Consider the following 17435-nt stretch of genomic DNA (forward strand, 5'->3'; position numbering starts at 1 on the left):
GGCCAAGCTCAGCCTCCAGGTTTGCGCCGTCAGGGCTTCTTGGCTGCCGTTTCGGGGCGGCGGTCGACCACCTCGTCGACCAGACCGAATTCCTTGGCCTCGGCCGGGGTCATGAAGCGGTCGCGCTCCATGGCCTCCTCAATCACGGCAATGTCCTTGCCGGTATGGCGGGCATAGATGCCATTCAGGCGCGCCCGCATGTCGAGGATTTCCTTGGCATGGATCTCGATGTCGGCCGCCTGGCCCTGGAAGCCGCCAGAAGGCTGGTGGATCATCACCCGGGCATTGGGCAGGGCATAGCGCATGCCCTTCTCGCCGGCAGCCAGCAGCAGCGAGCCCATCGAGGCCGCCTGGCCGATGCACAGGGTGGCGATCTTGGGCCGGACATACTGCATGGTGTCGTAGATCGCCATGCCGGAGGTCACCAGGCCGCCCGGGCTGTTGATGTAGAACGAGATTTCTTTGTTCGGATTCTCGGCTTCCAGGAACAGGAGCTGCGCGGTGACCAGGGCAGCGACGGCATCGTTGACCGGGCCGACCAGGAAGATGATCCGCTCCTTCAGCAGCCGGGAGTAAATGTCGTAGGCGCGCTCGCCCCGGTTGGTCTGCTCGACCACCATCGGAACCAGCATGTTCATGTAGGTATCGACCATCTTTTCCATGACGCGCCCTGTGCAACAAAGAATCCTGTGCCCTTAATGTGGCGCAGTCGGTGCCTTCCGGCAATGGCCGGACCCGCCGGGTGGCCGGCCCCGCCCGAAAAAGAAAAACGCCGGGCAAGCCCGGCGCTTTCCGTAAGGCGTTTCGAAAACCGGCAGATCAGGCGACCTGCTCGGCTTCCTTCTGCAGTTCTTCCTTCGAGACCGGCTTGTCGGTCACGGTGGCCATCTCGATGATGAAGTCCACCACCTTGTCCTCGAAGATCGGGGCGTGCAGGCTCTGGGCGGCTTCCGGGTTCTTCTGGAAGTATTCCATCACCTGGCGTTCCTGGCCGGGGAAGCGGCGGGCCTGCTCGATCATCGCGCGGGTGATCTCGTCGGGCTTGACCTCGATATTGTTCACACGGCCGACTTCCGACAGCAGCAGGCCGAGGCGGATGCGGCGCTCGGCAATCTTGCGGTATTCAGCCTTCAGCTCGTCCTCGGTCTTCTTCTCCTCGGCCAGTTCGGCGTCGAAGCGGGCCTTGTCGGCGGTCACTTCGCCCCAGATCTGGTTGAATTCGAGATCGACCATGCCCTGCGGCACGTCGAAGCTGTGCTGCTCGGCCAGCTGGTCCAGCAGGCCGCGCTTCAGCTTCATGCGCGACAGGCTCTTATATTCCTGGCCCAGGTCGCGCTTGATGTTGTCCTTCAGCTCCTGCATCGACTGCAGGCCGAAGCGCTTGGCGAATTCGTCGTCCAGCGTCACGGCCTGGCCGCCGCGCACTTCCTTCACCGTGCAGGCGAATTCCGCCGGCTTGCCGGCCAGTTCGGCATTGCCGTAGGCCTCGGGGAAGGTGACGGTCACGGTCTTCTGGTCGCCGGCCTTCAGGCCGATGAGCTGGTCCTCGAAACCCGGGATGAAGGTGTTGGAGCCCAGCACCAGCGGATAGTCGTTGGCGGCACCGCCTTCGAACTTCTCGCCGTTCACGCTGCCGACGAAGTCGATCACGATCTGGTCGCCCTTCTCGGCGGCGCGCTCGACCTTCTCGTAGGTCTTCTGCTGTTCCGACAGGCGGGTGAGGAATTCATCGACCTCGGCATCGGCCGGCTCGACCACCAGGCGCTCCAGCTTGATCGCCTTGAAGTCGCCGGTCTCGATCTCGGGCAGCACCTCGATGGCGATGGTGCACTCGAAATCCTTGCCCTCTTCGAAATTCTGAATGTCGACCTTGGGCTGCAGCGCCGGGCGCAGCTTGTTGTCGTCCAGTGTCTTCTGCAGGGCGGAGTTGACGCTCTCTTCCATCGCCTCGCCCAGCAGGGCGCGGCCATACTGCTTCTTGATGAGGGCGGCGGGTGCCTTGCCCGGGCGGAAGCCCGGCATGTTGACCTGGCCGCGGATGGTCTCCAGCTTCTGGTTGACCGTGCTCTCCAGCGCGGCGGCGTTGATCACCACCTTGTATTCGCGCTTCAGGCCCGAGGCGCTGATTTCCGTGATCTGCATGACCGAAATACCTGTCTCTCGCTAAATTCCGTTGCGCCGCCGTCCGCCACGCGGATCTGGCATCTCGCGGGTCTGGCCGGCAGCGGGACGCCGGGGGATCTGGTGCGGGCGGAGGGACTTGAACCCACACGCCTTGCGGCACAGGAACACACCTAAATCCCCTTGTCTGGTGCGCGAGAGGGGACTCGAACCCCTAAGCCCTTGAAGACAATGGAACCTAAATCCATCGCGTCTACCAATTCCGCCACCCGCGCGTCACGTCCGTGCCTCCTGTGTCACGTCCTGTGTCACGTTTTGGGGGCCCCGCGACGGGCGCTGTTCTAGCACGTCGGCGCAGACGTTCAAGTCTTCCGGAGCCAAATGGGCATACCGGAGGGTGGTGGTGATCGACTTGTGGCCCATCCACCGCTGGACCCGGCGGAGGTCTACGCCCCGCTGCACCAGCCGGCTACAGCAGGTATGCCGGAGGGTGTGGATGGTCACGTCCTTCTGCGCCTTGGGCAGTAGCCCACGCACCCGCTCCCAACGGTGCTGGAGGGTGTGTCGGCTCTGGTCGAAGGGCTGGCCGGGGTTCACCGCCGCCCGCCGCTGGAGGGCAGCCAGCGCCCGCACCGTCAGGGGCACCGAGCGGGGCTTACCCGACTTGGTATCCCAGAAGGTCACCACCCGGCCGTTCAGGTCGTCGGGCAGACGCACCCGCTCCACCTCTCCGAGGCGGGCCCCGGTGTCCACCGCGAACTCGAAGAAGTCCGCCTCGTAGTCCATCCCGAGGTGCCGGAAGCGTGCCAGCCAGAGGGCTTCCTCGTCCTCTCGAAGGAACCGCAGCCGGCCCTCGGTTTCCTTCCGCAGCTTGATTTCCGGCACGGCAGCCAGGTAGCCCCGCTTGTTCGCCCACTTCAGCATGACGGACAGGGCCGACAGCTTCCGATTTATGGTCGCGTCGGAGTCGCCCCGGTCCTTCATCGCCTCGACCAGATCGTCCACCGTCTGCTGCGTGATGCTGCTGACGGCAACGGCCGGGCCGAGGGTGCGGACGACAAACTCCGCCTTCATGGTCGTGGTGCGCTCGGCCTTCTGGCCAGCCCACACCAGCTTGCCCACCTTGTCGGCCAGCTCGCGCATGGTGAGGGATCGGTTGCTACGGTCAGGCGGGGTCACCTCCTGCCCGCGCTTGATCCGCGCCATCTGCTCCAGCTCCCACGCCTCCGCCTCCTCTCGTGAGGTGAAGCCCTGCTGGCGCACGCGCGGCCTGCCGGGGACTTTGAAGTCCACCTGCCATGTCGAGTTGCGTTCGCGAACCGCCATGCATACTCCTCCATGATCTGGACTATTCTCTCGATGAAGCGGCGACCTTTAGAGGTCAGCTCGACGATGCGGTGCCGCCGATAAGTTGGGTCTTTATATGACCTAACAAAGCCAAGGCCGGGGATGCCGGGCTTAAACACGTCTGAAAGGAATGCGATGGTTCTACTAACTGAGGAAGGCGCGAGGCCGAGCAAATCTGTAAGCTCGTGTTGTCTTATATCTGGCTTCGTCGCTATGACGATTATGGCTTGGAATGTCTAAAGCTCTAAGTTTCCTACCTGATCCCTCGCTACGGTCAGCATCTTGATTAGCCTTAGCAGGCTCATGCTCGACAAGGCCCCCTCAGGGCCCCGCGTCCGTATAGCTTTCGCGTTCATAGCTGATCCTTTCTTTCCCCCGTCGCTGCCAGCCCCATGAAGGGGACACGGTCATGGTTAGCTTGAGAGCCCGGACGAACAGGCTCCGGCGATCTACCCATACATCAAACCGATGGGTGTCAGAATGGTTCCAGTGAATAAAAACGTCGATTGGCTGAAAGATCGAACGCAACATGGCCGACTGATGCTCCCCTAGATTGTACTGATCACCGTTTGGGCGGGTGTAAACTTTGGGTAAAATGGTACGCACCACAAGGGGGCACGCCTGCGGAGCATCTCAATCTGAGATGGGCACGCCCCGGGCAGTGAGACGATCCTCAAAGATTGCGATGAAAGCCTCCAGCGTGGTGCACCCCATGTCGGTGAGGTGCCACCGCTTGGCGCGGCGGTCGAGACGGGTGTGTCCCGCACGCTCCGAATAAGCTAGAAGGCGATGTAGTGTTGCGCGCCGCAGGTTCTTATTCTGGGAGAGCTGGTCGATCACGACCTTGGCCGTGAGGAAGGCGACCACGTCGGCCTTCATGTCCACCAGGTAATGGTAGGCCAGATGCTTCCGGCCAGCCTTACCGGCCCTGGCTTCGGTGATGAAATCCTCAATGGCCTTGGTCAGGGGAGCGACGACCTGCTTCATCAGCAGCAGGCCGGCACCCACCTCACCCTCCCGGCCCTGCTCCCGGGCCTTGTTCAGGGCAGACCGGAAGCGGTCGATGCCGCTGCCCCGCATGCTTCGCTCTAGCTCCACCTGTCGGTGCCAACCAGCCGTCAGCTCGATGCCTTCCATGGTCCTTCTCTCCTTCAGTGAACCCTCACCAAGGAGGCAACCTTTCGGCTGCCCCGGGGTGGGGCGTTTGGGTCTTCAATAGGGGCAACCTTTCGGCTATCGGAACACGAGACACCGTCATGTCACGCGGCGGCGTGGCGCTGCAATCCTTCGCCTAGTCGGAAGGCCTGGGAAATGAAAAACCACCGCCAAATCTGCATGATCTGACGGTGGCTTAGGAATGTTTCGGGTAGCGGAAGCTATAGAGGCGGGAACCTAAAAATCCTGCGTGTCTACCAGTTCCACCACGCCCGCTTCCCGCACCGGGGGCCGGCGCGAAGGCGCAGTCTATAGCATGTGAAAACCGACGATGCGAGGCTTTTGGGCGGTTTTCCCGCGCCCCGCAACCCGCCCCTTAACTCACTGCTTTAACTGGCTTTTTCGCCCCAGCCTGATCGCAGTGGTTCATCAGCGCGCGCTCGTCCAGCCATTCCTTGGCATAGGAGCAATCGCGGAAGTCGTCATAGTAGGGTCCGCCGATCGTGTAATGCACGATCGAGACGTCCTGCACCGGCACGAAGGGGTCGTAATCGGCCAGGTGATTCCAGCGATGCGGGATTTCGCCGATCAGCTCGTCGTTGCCCAGCCATTTGAACTGGTGCAGCTCCAGGCCGGTGGCGGAATTGACGTAATCGGGCGTCAGCGCCGTGCATTTGGCGCAGTTGAACAGCATGACGCTGGACCAGTTCTTCTTTTCGTACTTCGTCTGCGCCTTGCCGAGGAATTTCACCTCTTCCTTTGGCACATGATGGTGTTTCACCACCTGCACGGCATAGCGGTCGTCGCGCAGGTCCCAGAGCTTGGCGATGTCGTCCAGCACAAGCATGTCGTCGTCCATGAAGATCGCCCAGTCCTGGAAACCGGCCAGATAGGGCGTCAGGAAACGCGAGAAGGAGAAGTCGGTCGACTGCAGTTCATGCTGCGGCCGGGTATAGAGGCCCGCCAACTGGTTCAGCGCCAGATGGGTGATGGCGACCGGGCGCGAGGCGCGTCGGTTGATGCTGAGGGCGGCGACGCTGGAAACCACCGGGGCGACGCGGGTGTAGCCGATGAAGACGCGGATCATCTGTATTCTCTCGATTGCCTGATGCAGGACTATGCCAACTCCCCTACCGGAGCGTTAAGGAAATGGCGTTGATCAGGCGCAAATCTCGGTGTTATTCGATGTTTTGATTTTCATAACATCGTAATTGATGTTATATATATAATATTGACTATTATTTATATCAGTATATATATTGGAGATATCCAAAAGGACTTTCGCCACATGATTACTGGCGCACAGATGCGGGCCGCGCGTGCCCTGATCGGCATCGACCAGCGCAAGCTGGCTGAATTCTCCGGCCTGTCCCTGCCCACGATCCAGCGCATGGAAGCCAGCGACGGCGTCGTGCGCGGCAATGTCGATTCCCTGATGAAGCTGGTCACGGCGCTGGAAGCGAACGGCATCGAGCTGATCGGCGACAACGCGCCCAGCACCGGCGGCGGACGCGGCGTTCGCCTGCGCGCCGGATCGGGATCAACCACGGGGTAAGCATGACGAGCCCGCAGCGACCCTCCTCCGCCCTGCCCGAGCCCAGCTTCGCCGAGCTGTTCACGCCCAAGCTGGTGACCATCCTGCGCGAGGGTTATCGCCTCGGCGACCTGCGCGCCGATGCGGTGGCCGGGCTGACGGTCGCCATCGTCGCCATTCCGCTTTCGATGGCGATTGCGATTGCCTCCGGCGTCACCCCTGATCGTGGCCTCTACACGGCGATCATCGGCGGCTTCCTGATCTCGGCACTGGGCGGCAGCCGCTTCCAGATCGGCGGCCCGGCCGGCGCCTTCATCGTGCTGGTGGCCGCCACGGTGGAACGCCACGGCGTGGACGGCCTGGTGCTGGCCACCATGATGTCGGGCGCCATGCTGCTGGTCGGCGGCTTCCTGCGGCTGGGCACCTACGTCAAGTTCATCCCCTATCCCGTCACCGTGGGCTTCACCGCCGGCATCGCCGTGATCATCTTCGCCAGCCAGATCCGCGACCTGCTGGGCCTGAGCTTCGCCGGCAAAGAACCCGGCGAGCTGCTGCCGAAACTTGCCGCCATCGGTGATGCGCTACCGACCTTCACGCCGACCGCCTTCGCCCTGGCACTGCTGACCATTGGCGTGATCGCGGGACTGAAACGCCTGCGGCCGCACTGGCCCGGCATGCTGATCGCCGTCAGCCTCGCGGCCGTCATCACCGGCATCTTCGCCCTGCCGGTGGAAACCATCGGCAGCAAGTTCGGCGGCATCCCACGCAGCCTGCCGCTGCCATCCCTGCCCGTCTTTTCGTGGGACCTTGCCCAGGCCGTGCTGCCCGATGCCATCGCCTTCGCCTTGCTGGGCGCCATCGAATCCCTGCTCTCGGCCATCGTCGCTGACGGCATGACCGGGCGGCGCCACCGCTCCAACTGCGAGCTGGTGGCCCAGGGCGCGGGCAATATCGGCTCGGCGCTGTTCGGCGGCATCTGCGTGACCGGCACCATCGCGCGCACCGCCACCAACGTGCGCGCCGGTGCGCGCGGGCCCGTCGCCGGCATGCTGCATGCCCTGTTCGTGCTGCTATTCATGCTGATCGCCGCGCCACTGGCCAGCTACATCCCGCTGGCCGCCCTGGCCGGCGTGCTGGCCGTGGTGGCCTGGAACATGGCCGAGAAACATGCCTTCATGACCCTGCTGCGTTCGTCCTCGGGCGATGCGGCCGTTCTGCTGTCCACCTTCCTGCTCACCATCTTCCGCGACCTCACCGAAGGCATCCTGGTCGGCTTCGGCCTCGGCACCTTGCTATTCCTCAACCGCATGGCGCAGGCCACCACGGTCGACAACCACGTGCCCTATGTGCCCGAGGACAAGGCCGATCATTACGATGGCGGGCGCACGCGCTACGATGCCGCGCTGGCCACCGACCCCGACCTTCTGGTCTATCGCATCTCGGGTGCCTTCTTCTTCGGCGCGGCTTCCACCGTGGGTGCGGTGCTGGATCGCATCGCCGACCGGCCGAAAACCTTCATCCTCGATTTCGCAGCGGTGCCCTTCCTCGATTCAACGGCGGCCAACACCATCGAGGGCGTGGCGCGCAAGGCCCAGCGCAACGGCGTGACCCTGATCCTGACCGGCGTGCCCAAGCATGTGCGCCATGTGCTGTGGGCCCATGGCGTGCATCCGCCGCTGGTACGCTACAAACGTTCGGTCGACGCCGCGCTGGAAGAGATCAAACACCCTGTCGGCGCAGCCGCCCCAGCGGAAGCCTGACGGCCAAAGGCAGGTCGTCGGCGATCAGCCCCGCTCCTGCCGCCTTCGCCGCCGCGCCGTGCAGCCACACGGCGGCGCAGGCGGCCTCGAAAGCCGGCATACCGCCCATCAGCGCACCCTGGGCCAGCAATCCGGCACAGAACCCGGCCAGCACATCGCCCGCCCCCGCCGTGGCCAGGTCGGGCGGCGCATTGGTGTTGATCGCCAGCCGGCCATCGGGCGAGGCGATCACCGTATCGGCGCCTTTCAGCACGATCACCGCGCGGCTGCGGCGCGCCGCCTTGCGTGCGCGCTCGGGCTTGGACAGCACCGCCAGATCGGGAAACAGGCGGGCGAATTCGCCGTCATGCGGCGTCAGGATGCAGGGACCGGCCACGGCCTTAAACAGCTCTTCCGGATTGTCGGCGAATACCGTGAGCGCATCGGCATCCAGCACCACGGCGCGCCGCGTGGCCAGCGCATCCAGCACGGCCTGCTTGGTCGCCGCGCCGGCGCCGTTGCCGGGCCCCAGCAGCAGGGCGTTGCGACGCGGATCGGCAATCGCATGCCGCCAGTCGGGGATGCCGTCGCAGGGCTGCCGCATCAGGGCGTCGGGCCCCCCATAGTTATTGGCACCTTGCAGCAGCGCCTCACGCGGCTGTGCCAATGTCACCAGCCCGGCGCCGATGCGCAACGCGGCATGACCGGCCAGTCGCGCCGCACCGGCCAGCGCACCGCCGCGCACCAGCACATGGCCACGCGCGTATTTGTGGCCGTCGATGCGCAGCGGCGGCAAGGCGATGCGCCACAGGGCCGGATCGTTGCGCCACTGGCGCGGCTCGATAGCGGGCAACACAGCGTCGGGGATGCCGATATCGGCCACATGCAGATGCCCGCAGAATTGCCGCCCGGGCAGCAGCAGATGGCCAGGCTTGGGCCGGAAGAAAGTGACCGTGCGCGCGGCGCGGATGGCTTCGCCGCGCGGCTGGCCGTCGTCGCCATGCAGGCCGCTGGGCAGATCGACGGCAACGACAGGCCTGCCGGACTCATTCGCCGCCTGCACCAGCGCCAGCGCCTCGTCGCTCAACGGCTTGCTCAGGCCAGCGCCAAACAGCGCATCCACGATCACGTCATGACCGGCGACCAGTGCCGGGTCGGGCAAGGCGACAAGCCCCGCCCACTGCTTCGCCATCTCTGCCGCGTCGCCGCGCAGGGCCGATACCTCGCCCAGCAGCATCACCGCCACACTGCGTCCGCCCTGCGCCAGCAGCCGCGCGGCCACAAAACCATCGCCGCCATTGCTGCCCGGACCGCAAAGCACCAGCACGCTGCCCTGCGGATGATACCGCTGCACCATGCGCGCCACCGCCGCGCCGGCCGCTTCCATCAGCTGCAGCCCCGTCACGCCGCCCGCGATGGCGCGGCGGTCGGCCTCGGCCATTTCAGCGACGGTCAGCAGGGCGGCATGATCGCTCATCAGAGTCCCGGTCGTTTCCTGTGCCAGTCGGTCGCCGCCTCATAGGCGGCGGCGGCGCGCAGCACCAGATCGTCGCGATGCATCGGGCCGACCAGTTGCAAACCGATGGGCAGGCCGGATTTGGAGAAGCCGCAGGGCACCGAAATCGCCGGCTGCTGCGTCAGGTTGAAGGGATAGCTGAACGGCGTCCACGCGGTCCAGTAAGCATCGCCCATGTCTTCCGGCGCCAGGCGACCCGCCTTGAAGGCCAGCACGGCCAGGCTGGGCGTCAGCAGCAGGTCGTATGTTTCATGGAACTGCTTCATCTGCACGCCGAGTTTACCGCGCGCATTCGAAGCTTCCAGATACTGCTTCATCGTGATCGCGGCACCGCGCTCGAAAGTCTTCGCCAGGCCCGGATCGAGCAGCGCGAATTTCTCCTTCGGCAGATTGAGCAGCGCGTTGTAGGCGCCGGCGAACCAGTGGGTGTGAAAGATATCGACCGGATCGGCGAAACCGGGATCGACCTGCTCGACGATGGCGCCCAATGCCGCCATCTGTTTCGCTGCCGCGTCCACCGCCGCCGCGATTTCCGGATCGACCTTGGCAAAGCCCAGAGCCGGGCTGTAGGCGATCTTCAGGCCTTTCACGCCGCCGGCCAGCGCCGCCGCGTAATCGAGGTTGCTGTAGGGCAGCGCAAACCAGTCGCGCGCATCGGGCTTGGCCATCTCGCGCAGCATCAGCGCGGCATCGCGCACCGTGCGAGTCATCGGGCCCAGATGCGCCACCGTGCCGAAGGGGCTGAGCGGCGCGGCCGGCACGCGACCGAAACTTGGCTTGAGGCCGACGATGCCGGTGAAGCCGGCGGGAATGCGGATCGAGCCGCCACCATCGGTGCCCACTGCCAGCGGCCCAAGATCAGCCGCCACCTGGGCCGAGGCGCCGCCGGACGAACCACCCGGTGTGGTGTCGAGATTCCATGGATTGCGCGTGATGCCGGTGAGAGGCGAGTCGGTCACACCCTTCCAGCCGAATTCCGGCGAGGTGGTCTTGCCGACGATCACGCAGCCCGCCTCGCGCAGACGCGCGGTCACCGGGGCATCCTCAGTCCAGGGCTGGTTCGGATCGACGGTTTTGGAGCCGCGCAGCGTCGGCCAACCTTTGGTGAGGATGATATCCTTGATCGAGGCTGGCACGCCATCGATCGGGCTCAGCGGCTTGCCCACCTTCCAGCGCGCTTGCGAGGCCTGCGCATCGCGCAGCGCACTGTCGGCATCGACCAGATTATAGGCATTGACCTTGGGATTGACCGCTTCGATGCGCGCCAACAAAGCCCGCGTCACCTCCACCGGCGAGAAGGAACCGGCGCGGTAACAGTCGGCCAGTTCGGCGGCGGAGAGGAAACACAGATCGTCACGCATCATGAAATCCCTTGTTCAACGCGGCAACATGATCATCGGCAGATCGGGCGACGGCCGCAAAGTGATTTTCGCCACCGGCGCCACCCTGGCGCCCGGTACCAGGCGGGCACGCAATTTCTGCGCCAGCGTCGCCAGGATGATCACGGCCTCGATCATCGCAAAGCCCTGCCCGATGCAGATGCGCGGCCCGGCGCCGAAAGGCAGATAGGTATAGCGCCGCCGCGTGGCGGTTTTCTCGGGTGCGAAATTTTCCGGGTCGAAGACATCGGGATTCTGCCAGTACAGCCGGTGGCGATGCATGATCCAGGGCGAGATGATCATCATCGTGCCAGCAGGAATTTCGATATGCTCGAACTTGTCGTCGGCAATGGCCTGGCGCGCCGTGGTATGGGCCGGCGGATAAAGCCGCATGGCCTCTTCCACCACCATGCGGGTATAGACCAGCTTGTCGTAATCGGCATAGGTGGCGGCACGGCCACCCAATACGGCATCCAGTTCGGCATGCAGTTTCGCTTCCACCGCCGGCGCATGGGCCAACAGATACCAGGTCCAGGCCAAAGCCGTGGCGGTGGTTTCGTGACCGGCAAGGAAGAAGGTCGCCATCTGGTCGCGCACCTCGCGGTCGTCCAGCATGCTGCCGGTTTCATCGTCGCGCGCCGCCAGCAGCAGGCCGAGCAGGTCGCCGCCCAGTTCCCCACCCTGCGCGGCGCGGTCGCGCCGGCGCTGGATCAGGGTATTGATAATGGCGTCCATCTCGGCCAGGGCGCGCTGGCCCTCGGCTGCATCGGGCCGCGGCACCCAGCGCGGCAACCCGAGCAGGTCGGGGATATTGGGCCGCACCGTCACCTGGTAACGGTCCATGGCCGTGCCCACTGCCGAAACATCGGTGCTGGCGTCGGCGCCGAACATGGTGCGGGCGATGATATCGAGCGTCAGCAGCATCATCTGCTCGGCCATATCGACATGCTCGCCCGCCGGCAGGCGCACCAGCCGGTCGGCCAGTTTGGCGGAATATTCGGTCATGATCTCGGCGAAGCCAGCCAGGCGGCGCGGCTGGAAAATCGGCGCCATCATGCGGCGCTGGCGTTTCCATAACGCGCCTTCGCTGGTCAACAGGCCCTTGCCCAGGCCGGGCTCCAGCATGCGCTTGCCGACCGGGTCGCGCTCGTAATTGGCGGCATTGTCGAGCATGACATGGCGGATCAGTTCGGGGTGGTTGGCCATGATCATCGGCTTGAACAGCAGCCGGTAGACAATGATGTCGCGCTCGTAGGTGTCTTTCGTATAGGTGCCGATGGCATTCTCGCGCAGGGTGCGCACCAGTTGCAGCAGCGGCAGCCTGTGCTCATGCCGCACCGGATAGGCCGGAACGAATCCCATGGTCTCGCTGGCGACAGACATGGCTGGCCCTCAGAAGGTGGTGGTCATGCCGCCATCGACGGCCAGCAGATGGCCATTCACATAGGACGCCGCCGGCGAGGCGAGGAACAACGCCGCACCGGCCAGTTCCTCCACCTTGCCCCAGCGCCTGAGCGGCGTGCGGTCGTTGACGAATTTCACGAATTCCGGCCGCGCCATCAGTTCCTTGTTGATCTCGGTCTCGAAATAGCCCGGCGCGATGGCATTGCAGGTGACGCCCGACGGCCCGAGTTCGGCGGCGAAGGATTTGGTCAGGCCCAGCAGGCCATGCTTGGCCGCCGTGTATGCCGGAATGCTGGCACGCCCCTTGATCGACAGCACCGAGCCGATATTGATGATGCGGCCATGGCCGCGCTTTGCCATGCCCAAAGCCGCGACGCGCGACAGCGCAAAAATGGCCGTCAGGTCCACGTCCAGCACGGCACGCCAGTCGTCCAGCGTGAAATCCTGCAGCGGCTTGCGGATATTGATTCCGGCATTGTTGACCAGGATATCCAGTCGGCCATGGGTCTTTTCGATAGCCGCGATGGCGGATTCGCCGGCCGGGATGTCGGCCACGTCGAAGGCGGCTGTTTCCACCAGCCCGTGCTTGCGCACCACATCGGCGGCGGTGGACAGCGTTTCGGGATGGCGGCCGTTGATCACCACCAGCGCGCCCGCCTCGGCAAACAGCTTGGCGAATTCCAGCCCGAACCCGCGCGAGGCGCCGGTGATCAGAGCCACCTGGCCGGTAAGATCGAACAGACGCTGCAACATGCTTCACTCCCTCATTCGTTATGCCCGAGTTTACCGGTTTGGCGGCTGGACTCCAGCCTGCCGGGCTTTACCATCGCCGCAACAGGAGGAATCCCATGTCCATGCTGCGCTGCTATCAGGTGGCCGAATTCGGCAAGCCGCTTGCCCTTGCGGAAAAGCCCCTGCCCGAGCCAACCGGCCGCCAGGTGCTGGTGAAGGTGGAGCGCTGCGGCGTCTGCCACAGCGACCTGCATATCTGGGACGGCTATTTCGACCTGGGCGGTGGCAGGAAGGTGGTGGCTGCCAATAACGGTGCCCTGCTGCCGCTGACGCCGGGCCACGAGATCGTCGGCACGGTTGTTGCCGCCGGCCCCGAGGCGCATACGGCAAAACCGGGCCAGCGCCGGCTGGTCTTTCCCTGGATCGGCTGCGGCACCTGCCCACCCTGCCGCGATGGCAACGAGCATATCTGCGCCGGTGCCCAGCAGGCCATCGGCATCTTCACCGATGGCGGCTATGCCAGCCATGTGCTGGTGCCCGACGAGAAATACCTGCTCGATATGGGCAGCCTCGATCCCGCGCTGGCCGCAACCTATGCCTGTTCTGGCCTCACCGCCTATTCAGCCCTGAAGAAGCTCGGCCGCTTGCCGCCCGATCACGACCTGCTGATCGTCGGTGCCGGCGGCGTCGGTCTGAATGCCGTGGCTTTGGCAAAGGTCATGACCGGCGTGGCCCCCATCGTGGCCGATCTCGATCCCGCGAAACGCACTGCGGCCATGCAGCTTGGCGCCAAGGCCGCCATCGATCCGCGCGAGGCCGACGCGGGCAAGACTTTGTTCAAGACCACCGGCGGCGTGATGGCGGCGGTGGATTTCGCCGGCTCGGATGCCAGTTTCGCCTTCGCCTATGCTGCCCTGCGCAAGGGCGGCCATCTGGTCACGGTCGGCCTGCTGGGCGGACAGGCGACGATCTCCATCGGCCTACATGTGATGAAGGGCCTGCGCATCAGCGGCAGCTATGTGGGCAGCCTGATCGAACTGCAGGAACTGCTGCAACTGGCGCGGCAGACCGCCCTGCCCGCCCTACCGATCACGACCGCGCCGCTGGATCAGGCGACGGCATCGCTGGAAAAACTGAAAGCCGGTCAGGTGATCGGCCGCATCGTGCTGGAAGCCTAGACGGTGGCCGCGCCGCGTGTCGCCATGGGTCGCTCGCCGAGGCTCTCGGCCAGCATGATCAGATAGCCATCCGGATCCTGCACGAAAAATTCGCGCTGGCCCGCCTCGACGGTTCCGACTTTGCGCCAGATGTCGCGTTGCGGGGTATGCAACGGCCAATGCGCCGCTTGCAGGGCCGAAAGAACCGGCTCGATGCCATCGAGGTAGATCTGAAACATCACGCCCCGACCGAAGGGCGGCTCCAGCGGGCCGGTTTCCCATTTACCGCTGCGCTCACACAGCATGATCTGCGCGCCGCTGGCGTGTTCAAGATAAACGAAACCCTGCTCCGGCCGCGCATAGGCGGCGCGAAAGCCCAACAGATCGCGCCAGAAGATCAGGCTTGCGGTCAGGTCCTGCACCAGCAATTCCGGCACCAGCCGAGCCCACCCGCTGCGCGGCGGGCCTTCTTTTCTGCTTGTCATGTGACACCTCCGGCTCAGCCTGCCGGAGAAATGTTACAGAAACAGCGCGAGTACGCCGGTATAGCCGTAGAGCCGCGACTGGGCGATCTCGCCGCCGCAATACATGCCCACCAGCGGCAGGTCGGGGAACACCGCCTGGATGCGGGCCAGTTCGCTGGGGTCCTGCACGAACTGGTCCTGGCAGCGCGCCATGCACGAGAACCACAGCGCCCCACGCGGCATGCGGTCGCCGCAGCGGCGCTTGAGATCGGCCAGCATGCGGTCCATGTCACGCGCCGCGCTGTCGGGGTCGCGGCGGCAGAAGAAAAGCTGGTCGCCCTCTTCCACCATGGCGCCGATGGCGATGCCGCCGGCCTGCGGATCGATGCCGATGATGTTGCGCACCAGATAATCGGGACGGTCGGCACCGCTGACGGGCAGGCCGACCATCAGGCCGTTCGAGAGCTTGCGCAGATCCTGCAGCGACTGCACCGAGAAACTGTCGCGCAACACGTTGTAGGCCTGCTGGCCATCGAGTTCGAGGATGATGTTGCCGTCGGCGGCGGTGACGGTGTGCAACTCGCCGAGCTGGCTGCAGCCCTGGGTCAGCGCGGTGAGCACCGGCTGGGCCTCGGAGAAGACGATGCCGGAAACGCCGCCTTCGGTGAGACTGCCGGCCCATTGCGGCCGCGGACCGCGCGCGGCGATCAGGCCGCCGACCAGATAGGCGCCGCAGGCCTCGGCGAAATCCTCGATCAGTTCCGGCAATGCCGGCACCTGCGGGTCGGCATGCACCACGCCGAGCCAGCCCTGCGGCCGCTCGGTCGGGCGGCGGAACAGTTTCGCACTGCCTTCGGGCACGGTGCCGACCAGGCAGGCCACCACGGGCTCGTCGCAGTATTCGGTATCGCCGGCAGCAATGCTGTAGCCGCAGGCACCGACCATGTCACTGATGCCGGTGGCCTCGCTCAGGCGCTTGAGGATCTGCGGCAGACGTTCGGCCATGCGGTCGCTGACATAGACGAAGCCGACATTGGCGGACTCGCTGAGCGGCATGAGTTGCAGCAGGCAGCCATCCACCGCCATGCGCCAGTCGTCCGACGCGCCGACACCCAGACGGAATCGCGCACCCGTGGTCTGTTCGCTCATGCGCTTCTCCTCAGCCATGGCTTCACACTATAATGATCCGCGCCCAAGCGGGAATGCGCGATCGGCACAAAAATGATTTATGACAGGGAGACCGCAATGCAAAAAACCGTCCTGACCGGCACGCTGCTGGCTGCTCTCTGCCTTGCCGCCCTGCCCCTCCAGGCTGCCGAACCGCTTCCCATCGGCCGCTGGACAACCATCGACGACGAAACCAACACGCCGCGCAGCATTGTGGAAATCCGCGAAGTCGGCGGCGAATTGCAGGGTCGCATCCTGCAGATCTTCTACCGGCCGGACGAAAAACCCGATCCGGTCTGCGAAGCCTGCGAGGGCGAGCGCAAGAACCAGCCCGTGATCGGCATGACCTTCCTGTGGGGCCTGAAGCCCGATGGCGGCGACTGGGCCGGCGGCGCCGTTCTCGACCCCAAGAACGGCAAGATCTACAACGCCAAGCTCAGCCTCACCGAGGGCGGCAGCAAGCTGCGCCTGCGCGGCTATATCGGCACGCCGCTGCTTGGCCGCACCCAGGTCTGGCTGCGCGAATAAAGCGCAGTTCTGGCGCCTTTTCGCCCGCTCCGCGACAACTCCTGACCGAATCCTGGGCATGACGGCGGCTGGCCCCGGGCCGGCCGCCTTGGAATCATTGCCGGATTCCCGCTGGCACGCTCCTTGAATTGGATAGACCGTTCCGTCTATTCGGCAACCCAGCAGAGGAGCGTGCCATGAGCGGTAGCGTGCTGATTTCCCCCAACGAACTGTCTGCCCTGACCAGCCTGGGTGGCGTGGTACTGATCGACACCCGTGCGCCTGAGGCCTACGCCGCCGGCCACCTGCCCGGCGCGGTCAATATCCATGACATCTTCACCTACCTCGCCACCTCGACGCCGGAGGGCGTGGCGGCCATGCGCGAGAAGTTCGCCGCCGTGTTTGGCGCCGCCGGCCTCTCGGGCGCTGAAACCGCCGTGGTCTACGAACAGTCGATGAATACCGGTTTCGGCCAGTCCTGCCGCGGCTATGTGCTGCTGAGCTATCTGGGCTATCCGAAGATCAAGATCCTGCATGGCGGCTATGCCGGCTGGGTCGCCGCCGACCTGCCGGTCACCACCGATCCGGCCATGCCGACGCCCAAGACCTTCCCGCTGAGCAGCGCCGGCGCCGGCATCCTGCTGGATCTGGAGGGCATGAAGTCCGCCGTGGCCGACAAGACCGTGGCGATCCTGGATACCCGCGACGTGGATGAATGGATCGGCGAAAGCTCCTCGCCCTATGGCAAGGATTTCTGCCCCCGCAAGGGTCGCATCCCGCGCGCCGTCTGGATCGAATGGTATCGCATGATGAAGCCGACCGCCGTCGGCCCGATGTTCAAGAGCAAGGCGGAAATCCTGGCCGAATGCGCCACGGTCGGCATCTCGGTCAAGACGCCGGTGGTGCTCTACTGCTTCAAGGGGGCACGGGCATCCAACACGCTGGTGGCCCTGAAGGAAGCCGGTATCGAGAATGTGCGGCTGTATTTCGGGTCCTGGAACGAATGGTCGCGCGACCCGGCCCTGCCGATCGAGGCCGGGTTCCCCGGGCCCGTGCCCATGGCAGCGGCGGCGGAATGATCCGGTTTCCCTGACGGCAGCCGGGGCAAGGACAGCGGAGTCGCATGCTCGCCCGGCGACCGAAACGCCCCACTGCCCAACCTGACGAAAAACGGCCGGTCAGGCACTAACGCCTTGACCGGCCGTTCAAATTC

The 17435-nt window shown here is 64.8% G+C and carries 16 protein-coding genes and 1 tRNA gene; 5 read left to right on the forward strand and 12 right to left on the reverse strand.

Annotation, left to right across the window (positions count from 1 at the left end):
• Positions 1-29 precede the first annotated feature (29 nt).
• The 6 genes from clpP to ACK4FJ_RS17300 form a co-directional block, all read right to left on the reverse strand.
• Positions 30-653 carry an ATP-dependent Clp endopeptidase proteolytic subunit ClpP gene (gene clpP, locus ACK4FJ_RS17275; RefSeq protein WP_409768027.1) on the reverse strand — a complete coding sequence of 208 codons (624 nt, stop codon included), beginning with the start codon at positions 651-653 and terminating at the stop codon, positions 30-32.
• 166 nt (positions 654-819) lie between these two features.
• The gene (tig, locus tag ACK4FJ_RS17280; RefSeq protein ID WP_409767977.1) at positions 820-2142 is read right to left on the reverse strand and encodes a trigger factor; all 1323 of its coding nucleotides are present in this window, start codon (positions 2140-2142) and stop codon (positions 820-822) included.
• A 167-nt stretch (positions 2143-2309) separates the two neighbouring features.
• A tRNA-Leu gene (locus ACK4FJ_RS17285) sits at positions 2310-2396 on the reverse strand.
• A 1-nt stretch (position 2397) separates the two neighbouring features.
• The gene (locus ACK4FJ_RS17290) at positions 2398-3447 is read right to left on the reverse strand and encodes a tyrosine-type recombinase/integrase (protein WP_409767978.1); all 1050 of its coding nucleotides are present in this window, start codon (positions 3445-3447) and stop codon (positions 2398-2400) included.
• Between the two features lie 654 nt (positions 3448-4101).
• Positions 4102-4605, reverse strand: a complete 504-nt coding sequence (locus ACK4FJ_RS17295; RefSeq protein WP_409767979.1) for a hypothetical protein — start codon at positions 4603-4605, stop codon at positions 4102-4104.
• Between the two features lie 394 nt (positions 4606-4999).
• On the reverse strand, positions 5000-5710 hold the full coding sequence (locus ACK4FJ_RS17300; protein ID WP_409767980.1) for a glycosyltransferase: 711 nt from the start codon (positions 5708-5710) through the stop codon (positions 5000-5002).
• Positions 5711-5911: 201 nt separating this feature from the next.
• On the opposite strand from ACK4FJ_RS17300, the gene ACK4FJ_RS17305 reads away from it, so the two are divergent.
• A complete protein-coding gene (locus tag ACK4FJ_RS17305) occupies positions 5912-6178 on the forward strand; it encodes a helix-turn-helix domain-containing protein (RefSeq protein WP_409767981.1) in 267 nt (88 codons plus the stop codon).
• 2 nt (positions 6179-6180) lie between these two features.
• Positions 6181-7917 carry a SulP family inorganic anion transporter gene (locus ACK4FJ_RS17310; RefSeq protein WP_409767982.1) on the forward strand — a complete coding sequence of 579 codons (1737 nt, stop codon included), beginning with the start codon at positions 6181-6183 and terminating at the stop codon, positions 7915-7917.
• Here ACK4FJ_RS17310 and ACK4FJ_RS17315 read toward each other — a convergent pair.
• From ACK4FJ_RS17315 to ACK4FJ_RS17330, 4 genes are read right to left on the reverse strand one after another with little or no spacing between them, the layout of a single operon-like run.
• The gene (locus tag ACK4FJ_RS17315) at positions 7877-9373 is read right to left on the reverse strand and encodes an NAD(P)H-hydrate dehydratase (protein WP_409767983.1); all 1497 of its coding nucleotides are present in this window, start codon (positions 9371-9373) and stop codon (positions 7877-7879) included. The two genes, ACK4FJ_RS17310 and ACK4FJ_RS17315, sit on opposite strands and share 41 nt — an antisense overlap.
• The gene (locus ACK4FJ_RS17320; RefSeq protein WP_409767984.1) at positions 9373-10776 is read right to left on the reverse strand and encodes an amidase; all 1404 of its coding nucleotides are present in this window, start codon (positions 10774-10776) and stop codon (positions 9373-9375) included. Before ACK4FJ_RS17320 ends, ACK4FJ_RS17315 begins: the two co-directional genes overlap by 1 nt.
• A gap of 12 nt (positions 10777-10788) precedes the next feature.
• Positions 10789-12174, reverse strand: coding sequence for a cytochrome P450 (locus ACK4FJ_RS17325; protein ID WP_409767985.1), 1386 nt, complete (start codon positions 12172-12174; stop codon positions 10789-10791).
• Between the two features lie 9 nt (positions 12175-12183).
• Entirely contained in the window at positions 12184-12948 is a 765-nt protein-coding gene (locus ACK4FJ_RS17330) for an SDR family oxidoreductase (protein ID WP_409767986.1), read from the reverse strand.
• Between the two features lie 95 nt (positions 12949-13043).
• On the opposite strand from ACK4FJ_RS17330, the gene ACK4FJ_RS17335 reads away from it, so the two are divergent.
• Positions 13044-14105 carry an alcohol dehydrogenase gene (locus tag ACK4FJ_RS17335; RefSeq protein WP_409767987.1) on the forward strand — a complete coding sequence of 354 codons (1062 nt, stop codon included), beginning with the start codon at positions 13044-13046 and terminating at the stop codon, positions 14103-14105.
• Here ACK4FJ_RS17335 and ACK4FJ_RS17340 read toward each other — a convergent pair.
• Positions 14102-14569 (reverse strand): bleomycin resistance protein, encoded by a 468-nt coding sequence (locus ACK4FJ_RS17340; protein ID WP_409767988.1) that lies wholly within the window; start codon positions 14567-14569, stop codon positions 14102-14104. The two genes, ACK4FJ_RS17335 and ACK4FJ_RS17340, sit on opposite strands and share 4 nt — an antisense overlap.
• A 33-nt stretch (positions 14570-14602) precedes the next feature.
• Positions 14603-15697 (reverse strand): FIST C-terminal domain-containing protein, encoded by a 1095-nt coding sequence (locus ACK4FJ_RS17345; protein WP_409767989.1) that lies wholly within the window; start codon positions 15695-15697, stop codon positions 14603-14605.
• Positions 15698-15793: 96 nt separating this feature from the next.
• On the opposite strand from ACK4FJ_RS17345, the gene ACK4FJ_RS17350 reads away from it, so the two are divergent.
• Both ACK4FJ_RS17350 and ACK4FJ_RS17355 read left to right on the forward strand, forming a co-directional pair.
• Positions 15794-16243: a DUF2147 domain-containing protein gene (locus tag ACK4FJ_RS17350; protein WP_409767990.1), complete on the forward strand. Its 450-nt coding sequence runs from the start codon at positions 15794-15796 to the stop codon at positions 16241-16243.
• A 176-nt stretch (positions 16244-16419) separates the two neighbouring features.
• Positions 16420-17301, forward strand: coding sequence for a sulfurtransferase (locus ACK4FJ_RS17355; protein WP_409767991.1), 882 nt, complete (start codon positions 16420-16422; stop codon positions 17299-17301).
• Positions 17302-17435 lie beyond the last annotated feature (134 nt).

The sequence above is a fragment of the Ferrovibrio sp. genome (assembly GCF_046297595.1).
Classification (GTDB): Bacteria; Pseudomonadota; Alphaproteobacteria; order Ferrovibrionales; family Ferrovibrionaceae; genus Ferrovibrio.